The following is a 14,072-nucleotide window of genomic DNA, read 5'->3' on the forward strand; positions in this document are numbered from 1 at the left end:
GCTCAGAAATCTTTATACATACGGCCGGGATTGAAGATACCTGCGGGATCGAAAGCACTTTTCAGCTTGTGGTGAATTTTCGCAATAGCCGGAGCCAGCGGAGTAAACACGCCCAGCTCCTTGTCGCCGCCGCGAAACAGCGTAGTATGACCACCTGCTTTTGCCACTTCTTCGCGTATCGCCTGCGGCTCCATATCGCTGTACAGCCAGCGCTGCGCCCCGCCCCACTCTATCAGGGATTTCCCCTTCAGCATCATGGGTGGCGTAGTGGATGGCAATGACAAGCGCCACAGGCCGCGGTTATCATCCTGGGTAAAGAAATCATGTGTCTGTTCCCGTAACGAAGCCCAGTACGCATCCGCGTTATCGACCCCTTCGCCGCCAAGCTTTTGCCGCGCAGCGCGAACCGCCGCTTCCGCGCCGGACAAACGCAGCATCAGGCGGCCAACATGCCAGGCGCTGGCGGAAATGGGCAGGGCCTGCCCACCCCACTGGTTCAGGCGCATCAGCGCATCGGCTTCGGACAAGGCAAATACCAGTGTCGTTTCCGCAAAAGGCCGCGGCAGCACTTTCAGCGATACCTCCGTGATCATGCCCAAAGTACCGAGCGAACCCGTCAGCAGGCGCGACACATCATAGCCCGCCACGTTTTTCATGACCTGGCCGCCAAAGTGTAGCAGCTCGCCTTTGCCGTCCAGCAGACTCGCACCCAGTATGAAGTCGCGCACTGCGCCCGCTGCGGGGCGGCGCGGGCCGGACAAACCGGCAGCGACCACGCCGCCTATGGTTGCCCCGCTACCAAAATGCGGCGGCTCAAACGCCAGCATCTGGTTTTGCTCAGCCAACGCAGCTTCTATTTGCGCCAAAGGCGTGCCGCAACGTGCCCTGATCACCAGCTCGGTAGGTTCATACGAAATAATGCCGGCAAAAGCCCGGGTATCCAGCAGCGTTCCTTGAATCGCCTGCCCATACCAGTGTTTGCTGCCGCCGCCCTGTATGCGCAAAGGCGTCTTTTCTGCGCCGGCTGCCAGGATGCGCTGGCGGATGTCTTCCAGTTGTTGATCCATGCTCAGGTTCGTCATCTTAAAAACGTTCCAGTTCAGGGAATGGCAAGGCGCCGCGTTTCACATGCATGCGGCCATACTCGGCACAGCGGTGCAGCGAAGGAATGGCCTTGTCCGGGTTCAGCAGGAAAGGCGTATCAAACGCGCGCTTCACGGCAAAGAAAGCTTCGCGTTCGGTATCGGAAAATTGCACGCACATGGAATTGATCTTCTCTATGCCGACGCCATGCTCGCCCGTGATGGTGCCGCCTACTGCCACACACAATTCCAGGATGTCGGCACCGAATTGTTCAGCGCGATGAAATTCTCCAGGCTGGTTGGCGTCGAACAAAATCAAGGGGTGCAGATTGCCGTCGCCTGCATGGAATACATTCGCGCAACGCAAGCCATACTTGCGCTCCATCTCGGCAATGCTGATGAGCACCTGTGCCAGATTCTTGCGCGGTATCGTGCCGTCCATGCAGTAATAATCCGGCGAGATACGGCCCGCCGCGGGGAAGGCATTCTTGCGTCCAGACCAGAATTTCAGGCGCTCCGCTTCCGTCTGCGATACCGCTATTGCGGTGGCGCCGGATTGCTGCAATACCGCCGTCATGCGCTGTATTTCTTCCTCGACTTCATCGGTAGTGCCGTCGGATTCACACAGCAGTATCGCCTCGGCATCGATATCGTAGCCGGCCTTCACAAAAGGCTCGACCATGCGCGATGAGGTCTTGTCCATCATTTCCAGCCCGGCCGGGATAATGCCGGCAGCAATCACATTCGCAACTGCATTGCCGCCTTTGACGACATCATCAAACGAGGCCATGATGACGCGCGCCGCCTGCGGCTTGGGCACCAGTTTGACCGTGACTTCGGTAACCACACCCAGCATGCCTTCAGAGCCGATAAACACCGACAGCAAATCCAGGCCCGGCGCATCCAGTGCGCCGTTACCCAGCTCCACGACATCGCCGTCTATGGTAATCATCCTGACGCGCAGCACATTGTGCACCGTCAAACCATACTTCAGGCAGTGCACGCCACCGGAATTTTCGGCCACGTTGCCGCCTATCGTGCAGGCTATCTGCGATGAGGGGTCGGGGGCATAATACAAGCCATGCTGTGCGGCGACATCCGAGATCGCCAGGTTGCGTACGCCGGGCTGAACTATCGCCGTGCGTGCATACGGATCCAGCCTGACCACGCGATTCAGCTTTGCGGTTGACAACACCACGCCATCGGCTATCGGCATTGCGCCGCCGGACAAGCCGGTGCCGGCGCCGCGCGGCACGATCTGCACCTGCAGTTCGCGACACACATTCAATACTGCAATGACCTGCTCTTCATTCTCAGGCAAGGTGACAACCATGGGCAACTGCCGATAGGCCGCCAGGCCATCACATTCGTAGGGCCGGGTATCTTCTTCCTGAAACAGCACGCATTGCCCCGGAATTGCGGCACGCAATGCGGCGACCACCTCGCGCTGACGCTGGCGGAACATATCGCTTGAACTTGCCTGCTCCATATTGGCTCCCTGCTGCCGGATATTATTAGAATTCTAGTGTAATGAATGTTGGCAAGGCAGTGGTGAATTGTTATCGATATCTGCGCTGAATTAATTTCAGCACATAAAAAAAGGACGCCGCAGCGTCCTTTTCATACGAATAACGAAGATCAGGCAGAGAAAGAAGAACCGCAACCGCAAGTTGTCGTTGCATTTGGATTCTTGATCACGAACTGCGCGCCTTCCAGGTCATCCTTGTAGTCGATCTCAGCGCCAACCAGATACTGGTAGCTCATCGAGTCGATCAACAGATGAACGCCGTTCTTGGTCATCGTTGTGTCGTCTTCATTGGTGATTTCATCAAAGGTGAAACCATACTGGAAGCCGGAGCATCCGCCGCCTTGCACAAAGACGCGCAATTTCAGGTCGGGATTACCCTCTTCTTCAATCAATTGCGCTACTTTCGAAGCGGCGCTCTCGGTAAAAACAATTGGTGCTGGCATTTCGGCTACGGCGTTCATGGAGTGCTCCTACAATTCAGTCAGCTTCTATTATAGACCTTAATTCGATCTCGCATATTGCCCCACCCAGTCTGGGCGGTCTGGCATCACCTTACTGGGATGATGCGAGTTTCAGTACAGGCTCAGAAAGTTGATCATGTGCCAACTTGCCGGCAACCAGCGCACCGCTCATCATTTCCAGGGCTTTGTAATGTACATCACCAGATATGCGGGCTTTCGGCTGCAATTCAATCAGTTCTGCAGAAAATACAGGGCCGTTAATTTCACCATTAACAACAATATGGCCGGCGCGGACTTCGCCATCTATTTTGGCCTGCTCGGAAATCACCAACATGCTGGCTTCTTCGGCATCGGCAATTACATTCCCTTTGACATAGCCATCGATACGCAGGCCACCCTTGAAGTGCAAATTACCTTCTATGGTCGTGGCGACGCCAATCAGACTATCAATGGTGCTCTTGTTTTTGCGGCTGAACATGGACAAGCTTCCTTAAAGATTAATCGATTGTTGAGCGCGTATCTGGCCGCGATCCAATACTTTTGCCTGTACTGACTTCACCGTCGCGCCGTCCGGCAAAGAAATCAGTCCTTCCAGGCGCTGATAGTGTTTGAATGACAACTTCAGCTTGGCAGCATCGCCTGCCTTGGGATCGGGGAATTGCATCATAACACTTTTGCCAGCCTGCACAAGAGTCAGGCTATATTGCAATTCGCCATTGAAATCATTGCTGCCTTTACCGCCTTGCATGACCAGGATACGGTAACGCAACTGGTTGGGGGATGCCATATCCGCCTTCAGGCGCTGCACGGTAATGCCTTCCGGCCCGGTGGCAGAGGGCATCAGGCTTTCGAAAAAGGCCAGGTCATCCTTCAGCTTCAGATTGTCTGCCGTCAGCGTCTTGATCTGGTCGGTCAACTGCTTTTGCATGGACCGGTCTATATTCATCTGGCTTTCCACCGTATTGGCGGATACCGACAACTTGTCGCGCTCGGCGGTCAGCTCCTCAACCTGCTTTTGCAGGTTTTGTATCTTTTCCTTGGATGCCTTGGGTTCAAAACCGGTCAGGCTACGCCCCAGGTCATAGGTCCACATCGCCATCGCACCGCCCAGACCGACTATCAGCGCAATCATCGCTACCGTCGCAGGCCAGGGCCGTTGCTGCTTGATGGTCATTTTCGACGCCGCGAGGCGCCGCTTGAACGAAGTTGTCTTAGCCATGGATGCGGATTACGGCATCACCGGCACATGCATCAGGCCGGTGCCCTCTTCCAGGCCGAACATCAAGTTCATGCATTGCACCGCCTGGCCGGAAGCACCCTTGACCAGATTATCCTGCACCACAAGCACGATGACGGTATTGCCATTATCAGGGCGGTGCAATGCCAGCCTCAGCATATTGGAGGCACGGGTGGAACGGGTTTCCGGATGGGAACCGAAGGGCATCACGTCAACGAAGGGCTCATCTTTGTAGGCATCAACAAACAGCGCTTGCAGCGCTTCATTGCTGATATCTTTCGTCAGGCGGCCATACAAGGTGGAATGCATACCGCGCACCATAGGCACCAGATGTGGCGTGAACAGCAGGCCTACCTTGTCGGAAGTCATGCGTTGCAATTGCTCCACCGTCTCCGGTGTATGCCTGTGGCCGGACACGCCATAGGCTTTGAACGTATCGCTGGTTTCGGAAAACAACAGGCCGATCTCCGCCTTGCGGCCGGCACCGGAAACACCTGATTTACAGTCTGCAATCAGGCTGCCGGCATCGATCACGCCAGCCTTCAGCAGAGGGTAGTAACCCAGTTGCATCGTCGTCGGATAGCAGCCGGGATTGCCGATCACGCGCGCCTTCTTGATCGCTTCGCGATTCAGCTCCGGCAAGCCGTATACCGCCTCTTCCAGCACATGCGTGCAGCTATGCGGCATGCCATACCATTTTTCAAACTGCTTGACGTCTTGCAGCCGGAAATCCGCCGCCAGATCTATGACCTTGACGCCGGCAGCCAGTAATTCTGGAGCCTGTGCCATCGCCACACCGTGCGGCGTAGCAAAAAACACTACATCGCATTCAGTCAGCTTGGCTTTATCAGGAGAGGAAAAGGCAATATCCACGCGGCCACGCAGCGAAGGATACATATCAGCCACCGGCAAGCCATCTTCCTTGCGCGAGGTAATCGCCGTCAATTGCACCTGTGGATGCGTCGCCAGAATACGCAACAACTCCACACCGGTATAACCCGTACCGCCAACGATGCCAACCTTGATCATGATATGTCCTTTTCACAATAAGACGATAAGCAGGGTTTCGCCCCTCCTCACCATTCATCCTTGCCGGGATGCCCGGACCCAAAGGATGAAGTAACGTAGAGATTGCCACATTACCTGAAAGAAATTTTGTCCGTATTCTAGCAGGAGTTTATCCCGCCTCAAGCCTTGAGACTACGGGATTTACAAATTGAGATATGGCGGCGGCAGCCATCCAAACAAGCTGATATCACGTAATTATCAAATCAAGCTTGGTCTGCAGCGCTTGTTAGTTGGAGTGAGAACAAGGCGCGCGGTCGCAGACAGTGCTTTAGCACGGCAAGACCGCAGCAACGCGGTTATCGCTCCAAATAACAAGTGCCAACCCGAAATGAAAAAAAGCCGCCAGGTAACCTGACGGCTTTTTGATACAGATATCCGCAGATTAACGCTTGGAGAACTGTTTCGCGCGACGTGCTTTGCGCAGACCAACTTTTTTACGTTCAACTTCACGTGCATCACGAGTCACGAAACCGGCTTTGGACAGCTCTGGTTTCAATGTTGCTTCGTAATCGATCAGCGCACGAGTGATACCGTGGCGAACTGCACCAGCCTGGCCGGATTCACCGCCGCCGTGTACATTGACCATGATGTCGAATGTTTCGAGGTGATTTGTCAGTTCCAGAGGTTGACGAATAACCATCAGGCCAGTTTCACGAGAAAAATACTCGTTAGCTGGTTTGCCGTTTACAACGATCTTGCCGCTGCCGGATTTCAGGAAGACGCGAGCTACTGCACTCTTGCGACGGCCGGTTCCGTAATTGTAGTTACCGATCATGTCTTATCCTTACAGGTCGAGTACTTTAGGTTGCTGCGCAGCGTGCGGATGGGAACCATCTGCGTACACTTTGAGCTTCTTGATCATCGCGTAGCCGAGTGGGCCTTTAGGCAACATGCCTTTAACTGCCTTCTCGAGTGCGCGACCTGGAAAACGCTGTTGCATTTTCTGGAAATTGGTTTCATAGATACCGCCTGGATAACCAGTGTGACGGTAGTATGTTTTGTTCAGGGCTTTAGTGCCTGTCACGCGCAGTTTGCCTGCATTGACCACAACGATAAAATCGCCCGTGTCGACGTGAGGAGTAAATTCCGGTTTGTGTTTGCCGCGCAAACGGAGTGCCACTTCGCTGGCAACACGTCCGAGTACTTTATCTGTCGCGTCAATCACGAACCAGTCGCGCTGCACTTCATGTGCTTTAGCGGAAAAGGTTTTCATGATGAATCCTAAATTAAAAGTAAAACGCTCTTTCGGTGGTTCCGGCACTTACTGCCTGCCGGACTCGCCCTTTTATTACTTCTCCCCTGAGCGTACAGGAGAGCCCTAAATTATAGTATTTTCAAAGACTTAGTGTCAAGGCCTGTTTAAATATTAGGCAGAACACAAGTTTGGCGCAGCGTGAGCATGGTCGGATACTGGCGCTGGATAAAAAAAACCCGAGGCGGTTAGCTTCGGGTTTAATCCACCAAAGGAGGAGGTGGAGGAGACAAAGTGCCTGGTTAGCGATCATGTTGAATCAACTAACCGATGAGTCAATAATAGGATAGAAAATTGTGCAGTGCAAGATAATTTGCTGAAAAATTGTGACATAAAGCAACATTTTTGCTGTGAAGCAGATTTTCACCAAACCGGGGACGAAGAAATATCCAATCCGCCTGTGGGCTACAATAAGCAAATATCAAGAAATTTTTCAAAAAAAGGACAAGCATGGAAGCTACAGTACGCTGGACCGGAACCTCCGGCATGACATTTCTGGCTGAAACCGGATCCGGCCATATCGTGACGATGGATGGCGCCCCGGATGGCGGCGGCCGCGATCTGGCGCCGCGCCCCATGGAAATGGTATTGGTCGGCACCGGCGGCTGCACCGCCTATGATGTCGTGCTGATTTTGCGCAAGGGCAAGCAAGATGTACGTGGTTGCGACGTGAAGCTGACCGCAGAACGCGCCGCGACCGAGCCTAAGGTATTTACCAAGATTAACTTCCACTTCACCGTGCGTGGACGTAACCTGAAGCCCAGCCAGGTGGAGCGCGCGATCAAGCTCTCACATGAAAAATATTGCTCCGCATCCATCATGCTGGAGAAAACCGCAGAAATGACGCATAGCTTCGAGATCGTAGAGGATCTTGAACTAGGCTCGGAACATGCAGTGGCTATAGCAGGCACTCCGGATTGAGGCTTTTGCCCGGCCAGCCCTGCCCTGTCTAAGGAGCCGGAGCATTCCGGGCTATTCCTGCTCGTCCGGGTAGCCGAATATCTTGGTATAGGTAGGATAGAAAGAGGTGTAGATCACGACCGTCAGCACAACACTGGCCGGCACAACGATCAAGACCACCACGATGGCCTGGCCCACGATCAGGGCGATGACGACGCTGATCATCGCAATCACAAGTAGCAGTAAAAACCAGACCAGGCCATACAAGGTAAATGCCTTGCCCGCGCTCTTCACCGCAAAGAAGCTGTAAAACACCGCCTTGCCGACCGACATGCGCTTCCAGGCTACCAGCGGCGCCGCATACCATAGCCCCATGATGGCCAGCAGGTACACCAGATTCGTCGTCAGCATGCCGGGCATCAGCACGCCATCTTTGATGCTTTGCGCATCAATCGGCTTTTGCCCTATGACAAAGCTGAGAAACTCACCGCCGTCCACCAGGCTGGAAGCGAGCACCGCCAGGCCTGCGGACAACACATACAGCAAGCCCAGCAACAGCAAATTAATGAAGGCTGGCGAGCGAAAGCCCGTCAGCAGCAGATTCGGATAGACCTTTTTTTCCTGCTCTATATGGCGGGAAGCCTCCATGAAAGCCATGGAAAACACTGGTATCAGCACCAGCGGCAGCAGTTCACCGACAATAGGGATCAGCGTGATGCCAAGGCTCAGGAACATATAAGCAAAGAACAGCGTCAGTAATTCTGCCGGTTGCCTACGGAAAAGCCGGCCTCCTTCTTTGATCCACAGCCAACCGGTTATTGCATTCAACTTTTCCATACACTATCTATTTCTCAGTAATTCAGGGTAACTCAGGCGCAGCAATTGTAGTGCGCAGGCGTAGTATGCGCTCAAAATGGCCGGGGTCGTGCGGTGTCAGCATTTCTGCATCGCGCGGCAAATGGTAGTCATACAGCCGCGACAGCCAGAAACGCAGGGCCGCAGCGCGCAGCATGGCCTGCCAGCCGCGGTGCTCTTCGTCGCTGAACGGACGCACCGCCTGATAGGCCTGCAGCATCGCATCCACCCTGGTGAGATCCAGTGCGCCACTGTCCAGGTCTATGCACCAGTCATTGACGGTCACGGCCACGTCAAACAGCCAGGTATCGCATCCTGCAAAGTAAAAATCAAAGAAACCGGTCAGCCGCTCGCCGTCAAACATCACATTATTGCGAAACAGATCCGCATGCACCGGCCCACGTGGGAAGGCGGCATACTCAGCGCTGGAGGCAAAGGCTTCCTGGTACTGCATTTCATCGCGCAACAACTGCTGATTGGAGTCTGACAGGAAAGGCAATACCACAGGCGCGGTCACTCGCCACCAGTCCAGTCCGCGTAGATTGGGTTGCTGAATGCTAAAGTCCCGCGCCGCAATATGCATGCGCGCCAGCATGGTGCCTACTCCAGCGCAGTGCTGCGGCTGCGGCGCCATTTGCGAAGAGCCGTCCAGCTTGCTGACGATGGCGGCCGGCTTGCCGTGCAAGGCAACGACCAGTTCACCTTGCGCATTGGCGATCGGCGCCGGCACCAATACGCCGCGGTCGGCCAGATGCCGCATCAGCTTCAGGTAAAAGGGTAATTGTTCAAAGTCCAGGTTTTCGAAAATAGTCAGTACGTATTCACCAGCTTCTGTCGTGATGAAAAAATTACTGTTTTCTATACCGGAAGCGATTCCTTTGATTGCCAGCGCTTTTCCCAGCGGAAATTGCGTCATCCATGGACCCAGGTCGTCCAGGCTAACCGATGTAAATACTGCCATGTCTATTGAAGCGTCTCAAACCAGGTGGAAGGTAAATCGGGCAAGCAGCCGCCTTACAGCGGTCAGCCCGCCATAGCGGGCCGCTTGCCACAATGCTTATTTTTTGCTGGCTGCGGCACTGGAGGCAGCGGCCGCCGCGGATGCAGATGCAGGCGAGACAGGTGCGGGCGGCAAAGTTGGTATTTCTTCCGCTTCCTTCACTTCCTTGGGGCCGCCAAACTGCTTGACAGTCCACATCGCAGGGCGATTGGCGTCGCCGTTCTGGGTGCCCTTGGCAGTATTGCCCACGCCGGGATCGCCGCGCAGGGTATAGGTGCTCTTGCCGGATTTCACTTCCACCTCGTTGACTTTGCCTTTTTCGCGCTTTTCAGTGATCTTGCGCTGCTCAGGTTTCACGATAGTGACGCCAGTATCCGGACCTTCATCCAGTTTTTCCAGCTCTGGCGGTGGCGGTGCCTTCGCTTTGGTCTGCGCCAGCACCATAGTCGACGTGGATAGAGATGCAAAACCTGCAAGTACACACAGTACAAGCAATTTCTTGGATATTGTTTTCATGATAATTCGCTTAAGGTTTGCCGACAGTCTTGCGAGCATTGTAACAAATGCGGCAAGGACCCCCGGAAATATCATTCACCGCCGGAATCTACGGGCATTTCGCAAGATTCCGGGCCGCTGCCTAGCTCTGGACCTAATGCTAGACCTAACACTGGACAAAACACCGCACTTCACACCACATTCACGCATTCCCATGGAGCGGCTCACAAATACAGCATTTTTTGCCGCTCCTCCTCAGAAGGTTCTATATCCCTGGCCTCATAAAAAGCAAAAATCGCATCCACGATATTGGCCGGCTCATCAATCAGTTGTATCAGGTCCATGTCCTTGGCCGCGATCATGCCCTTGCCCACCAGCTTAGCCTCAAACCAGTCCAGCAGGCCGCGCCAAAAACTGCTGCCGACCAGGATTACCGGGATATGCCGTGATTTGCCGGTCTGTATCAGCGTCAGCACTTCGGTCATTTCATCCAGCGTACCAAAGCCGCCGGGAAAGACCACGTAGGCATCCGCATATTTGACAAACGCGACCTTGCGCGCAAAAAAATGCCGGAAACTGAGTGAAATATTTTGCCAGGCATTATTCGATTGCTCGCGCGGCAATTCGATATTCAAGCCTATGGAAGGCGACTTGCCGGCAAACCCGCCCTTATTGGCCGCCTCCATGATGCCGGGACCGCCGCCGGAAATGATCGCAAATCCGGCATCGGACAGGCGTTGCGCCGTATCCACACAAGCTTCATAAAACGGGTCCAGGGGTGTGATACGTGCCGAGCCGAAGATGGAAACAGCAGGCCGCGCATCGGACAGACGTTCCGTAGACTCGATAAACTCTGCCATAATCGTGAACATATGCCATGATTCGCGCGCTTTCAGTGCGGTAGCACGCTCACGATCTACGATCTGGCGCAACCTCGTCACATTTTTCCTGTTTTCACTCATATGCAAAAAACCCTGTTATTAGTCGATGGCTCCAGTTACCTCTATCGCGCATTCCACGCCCTGCCGGATTTGCGCAACCCACAGGGAGAGCCCACCGGCGCGATCTACGGCATGATTAACATGTTACGCCGTTTGCGCACCGACTACCCGGCCGCTTACATCGCCTGTGTCTTTGACGCCAAAGGCAAAACCTTCCGCGACGACCTGTATCCCGAATATAAGGCACAACGCGCTTCGATGCCGGAAGATCTGGCCAAACAGGTGGAGCCGATACATGAGGCGGTACGCCACATGGGCTGGCCCATCCTGATGGTGGAAGGTGTAGAGGCAGACGACGTAATAGGCACACTGGCGGTGGAAGCCGCGAAACAGGGCCTGAACACCATCGTCTCCACCGGCGACAAGGATCTGGCACAGCTGGTGAATGACAAGGTCATGCTAATCAATACGATGAGCAATGAAAAACTGGATGAGCCCGGCGTGCTGGCCAAGTTCGGCGTTCCGCCCAACCGCATCATCGACTACCTGACCCTGATCGGCGACACGGTGGACAATGTGCCCGGCGTTTCCAAGGTAGGCCCCAAGACCGCCGTCAAGTGGCTGACGCAATACGACTCGCTGGACGGCGTCATCGCCAATGCGGCCAAGATCACCGGCGCCGTCGGCGAAAATCTGCGGCAGGCGCTGGACTGGCTGCCGCAAGGCCGCGTGCTGATCACGGTAAAAACCGATTGCGACCTGTCCGCCCATATGAAGTCGATCACCGAGACGCTGGTGTCCAACCCGGAAGACAAGCAGGGCATGATCGACTTTTATACCCGCTATGGCTTCAAGACCTGGCTCAGGGAACTCAGCGGCAATCCAACCGCAAATGCCACGCCGCTGGCCAGTGCGGCCGGCACCAATGCGCCGGCACAGGGAGGACTGTTCGGTGACGACAATAGCAATGTCTCCGCCAGCACTCCGCAAATACCCGCACCACCGGCAGAAACCCGCTATGAGGCCATCTTGACGGAAGAGGCACTGGATGCGTGGATAGAAAAAATTTCCAAGGCCACGCTAACCTCGGTCGATACCGAAACCACGTCGCTGGAGCCGATGACGGCGCAAATGGTTGGCATCTCGCTGTGCTGCGAGCCTGGCATTGCAGCGTATATCCCGGTAGCGCACAGCTACCAGGACGCGCCGGAACAACTGTCCCGCGAGCTGGTCCTGTCTAAGCTGAAATCCTGGCTGGAAGATCCAAGCAAACCCAAGGTCGGTCAGAATTTGAAATACGACAGCCACATCTTCCAAAATCACGGCGTGCGCCTGCAAGGCATCCTGCATGACACGCTGCTGGAATCCTATGTGTTCGAATCGCACAAATCGCACGACATGGACAGCCTGGCGTTGCGCCATCTCGCGCACAAGACCATCAGCTTTGCCGAAGTCTGCGGCAAGGGCGCATCGCAGATAGGATTTGACCAGGTAGATATAGAACGCGCTACTGCGTACGCCGCCGAAGATGCGGACATCACGCTGCAACTGCACTATGCCATGTGGCCGCAAATAGACGGCGACGAAAAGCTGATGCGCATCTATAACGAGATCGAATTGCCCACTTCAGTCGTACTGCAAAAGATAGAGCGCAATGGCGTGCTGGTGGACAAGGACAGGCTGGCCAAACAATCGCATGAACTGGGTATACGCTTGCTGGAGCTGGAGCAAAGCGCGTATGAGCAGGCCGGCCAGCCATTCAACCTGAATTCGCCGAAACAGCTCGGTGAAATTTTCTTTGAAAAACTGCAATTGCCGGTCGTTAAAAAAACCCCATCCGGCGCGCCATCCACTGACGAGGAAGTGCTGCAAAAGCTGGCCGAAGATTATCCGCTGCCCAAGGTCCTGCTGGAATACCGCGGCCTGGCCAAGCTGAAATCCACCTACACCGACAAGCTGCCGAAGATGGTGAACAGCGACACCGGCCGCGTGCATACCAACTATGCGCAGGCGGTGGCTGTCACCGGCCGCCTGGCATCGAATGATCCCAATCTGCAAAACATTCCGGTGCGCTCAGCCGAAGGCCGCCGCATACGCGAGGCCTTTGTCGCCGGCCCCGGCAATATCATTATCTCTGCCGACTATTCGCAGATCGAGTTGCGCATCATGGCCCATATCTCCGGCGACGCCAGCCTGTTGCGCGCGTTTGAACAAGGCGAAGACATCCACCGCGCCACAGCGGCAGAGATTTTCGGCATAGCGACGACAGAAGTCAGCAGCGAACAGCGGCGTTATGCGAAGGTGATCAACTTCGGTCTGATCTACGGCATGAGCGCTTTCGGCCTGGCAGGCAACCTGGGCATAGAACGCTCTGCAGCGCAAAGCTATATCGACAAATACTTCATGCGCTATCCAGGCGTGGCGCAGTATATGGCGGATACCCGCACGCAGGCGAAGGCGCAAGGCTATGTGGAAACTGTATTTGGCCGCCGCCTGTGGCTGGCGGAAATCAACTCCCCCAACGGCCCACGGCGCCAGGGTGCAGAACGCGCAGCGATCAACGCGCCTATGCAAGGTACCGCCGCCGACCTGATCAAGCTGGCGATGATCGCCGTGCAGGGCTGGCTGGAAAGCACGCAGATGCAAACCCGAATGATCATGCAGGTGCACGATGAACTGGTGCTGGAAGTACCGGAAGCTGAACTGGAACTGGTGAAGCAGAAGTTGCCGGAGCTCATGGCAAATGTCGCGCAACTGAAGGTGCCTTTGCTGGCAGAAGTCGGCATAGGCAAGAACTGGGAAGAAGCGCACTGATACTGGCGCTAAATAAAAAACTGAGCAACAAACTGCCCGGCGTCCATCCTCACGCCAGACACCGGGCAGTCCACTTATAAAAAAACAGGTGAAGCCGCAATCGCGGTGAAGCGGGCAAATGCCCGCTACGCCTGACCGCATGCCAAGGAACAGCCATGATGGATCTTTTCGCAGCACCGGTATTTGACACTACCGTCATATTTGAAGGCAAGGAATTATTCAAAGGCAAAGGATCTGCCAGTATCTGGGCAGAAAAGCTCAGCGCAGAACTCGGCGTACCAGTGACTGCACAGAAAATAGGAACCGGCTGGGCCCTGTGCGCCTCAGTGGATGGCGAAGAACGCATCTGGGGCATACTGGGACAGCGCTTGAAACGCATCAACTAAAAACCAGTAGGTCCCTGCCGCTATCACTCTGCATGCGACCGGCATGCGAACCT

15 protein-coding genes are annotated in these 14,072 nt (G+C 55.0%); 3 read left to right on the plus strand and 12 right to left on the minus strand.

The features are described 5' to 3' along the window. Window positions 1–2: 2 nt before the first annotated feature. From glcE to rplM, 8 genes are all read right to left on the minus strand, one after another. Entirely contained in the window at window positions 3–1,082 is a 1,080-nt protein-coding gene (gene glcE, locus IEW12_RS14290; RefSeq protein WP_371874538.1) for a glycolate oxidase subunit GlcE, read from the minus strand. A gap of 1 nt (window position 1,083) precedes the next feature. Beyond that, complete coding sequence (locus IEW12_RS14295) at window positions 1,084–2,571, minus strand: FAD-linked oxidase C-terminal domain-containing protein (RefSeq protein ID WP_188566674.1); 1,488 nt, start codon at window positions 2,569–2,571, stop codon at window positions 1,084–1,086. Window positions 2,572–2,720: 149 nt separating this feature from the next. Further along, window positions 2,721–3,071: an iron-sulfur cluster insertion protein ErpA gene (gene erpA / locus IEW12_RS14300; protein WP_188566675.1), complete on the minus strand. Its 351-nt coding sequence runs from the start codon at window positions 3,069–3,071 to the stop codon at window positions 2,721–2,723. Between the two features lie 91 nt (window positions 3,072–3,162). Further along, window positions 3,163–3,549 carry a bactofilin family protein gene (locus IEW12_RS14305; protein WP_188566676.1) on the minus strand — a complete coding sequence of 129 codons (387 nt, stop codon included), beginning with the start codon at window positions 3,547–3,549 and terminating at the stop codon, window positions 3,163–3,165. Window positions 3,550–3,561: 12 nt separating this feature from the next. Beyond that, complete coding sequence (locus IEW12_RS14310; RefSeq protein WP_188566677.1) at window positions 3,562–4,290, minus strand: DUF6776 family protein; 729 nt, start codon at window positions 4,288–4,290, stop codon at window positions 3,562–3,564. A gap of 9 nt (window positions 4,291–4,299) precedes the next feature. After that, a complete protein-coding gene (argC, locus tag IEW12_RS14315) occupies window positions 4,300–5,337 on the minus strand; it encodes an N-acetyl-gamma-glutamyl-phosphate reductase (protein WP_188566678.1) in 1,038 nt (345 codons plus the stop codon). Between the two features lie 421 nt (window positions 5,338–5,758). Further along, the gene (gene rpsI, locus IEW12_RS14320) at window positions 5,759–6,151 is read right to left on the minus strand and encodes a 30S ribosomal protein S9 (protein WP_188566679.1); all 393 of its coding nucleotides are present in this window, start codon (window positions 6,149–6,151) and stop codon (window positions 5,759–5,761) included. A 9-nt stretch (window positions 6,152–6,160) separates the two neighbouring features. Next, a complete protein-coding gene (rplM, locus tag IEW12_RS14325) occupies window positions 6,161–6,589 on the minus strand; it encodes a 50S ribosomal protein L13 (protein ID WP_188566680.1) in 429 nt (142 codons plus the stop codon). A 489-nt stretch (window positions 6,590–7,078) separates the two neighbouring features. On the opposite strand from rplM, the gene IEW12_RS14330 reads away from it, so the two are divergent. Further along, entirely contained in the window at window positions 7,079–7,549 is a 471-nt protein-coding gene (locus tag IEW12_RS14330) for an OsmC family protein (protein WP_188566681.1), read from the plus strand. Window positions 7,550–7,600: 51 nt separating this feature from the next. Here the strand turns inward: IEW12_RS14330 and IEW12_RS14335 are convergent, their stop codons facing one another. From IEW12_RS14335 to IEW12_RS14350, 4 genes are all read right to left on the minus strand, one after another. Further along, window positions 7,601–8,365: a BPSS1780 family membrane protein gene (locus IEW12_RS14335; protein ID WP_188566682.1), complete on the minus strand. Its 765-nt coding sequence runs from the start codon at window positions 8,363–8,365 to the stop codon at window positions 7,601–7,603. A 22-nt stretch (window positions 8,366–8,387) separates the two neighbouring features. After that, window positions 8,388–9,344, minus strand: a complete 957-nt coding sequence (locus IEW12_RS14340; protein ID WP_188566683.1) for a homoserine kinase — start codon at window positions 9,342–9,344, stop codon at window positions 8,388–8,390. 96 nt (window positions 9,345–9,440) lie between these two features. Then, window positions 9,441–9,899: a DUF2782 domain-containing protein gene (locus IEW12_RS14345; protein ID WP_188566684.1), complete on the minus strand. Its 459-nt coding sequence runs from the start codon at window positions 9,897–9,899 to the stop codon at window positions 9,441–9,443. A 203-nt stretch (window positions 9,900–10,102) separates the two neighbouring features. Further along, window positions 10,103–10,840, minus strand: coding sequence for an LOG family protein (locus IEW12_RS14350; RefSeq protein WP_188566685.1), 738 nt, complete (start codon window positions 10,838–10,840; stop codon window positions 10,103–10,105). Here IEW12_RS14350 and polA point away from each other — a divergent pair, their 5' ends adjacent. Together polA and IEW12_RS14360 are read left to right on the plus strand one after the other, a co-directional pair. Continuing rightward, entirely contained in the window at window positions 10,841–13,633 is a 2,793-nt protein-coding gene (polA, locus tag IEW12_RS14355) for a DNA polymerase I (protein WP_188566686.1), read from the plus strand. It begins immediately after the preceding gene. Between the two features lie 155 nt (window positions 13,634–13,788). Beyond that, window positions 13,789–14,019: a hypothetical protein gene (locus IEW12_RS14360; protein WP_308789131.1), complete on the plus strand. Its 231-nt coding sequence runs from the start codon at window positions 13,789–13,791 to the stop codon at window positions 14,017–14,019. Window positions 14,020–14,072 lie beyond the last annotated feature (53 nt).

Source organism: Parundibacterium terreum (genome assembly GCF_014636315.1).
Lineage (GTDB): Bacteria > Pseudomonadota > Gammaproteobacteria > Burkholderiales > Burkholderiaceae_D > Undibacterium > Undibacterium terreum.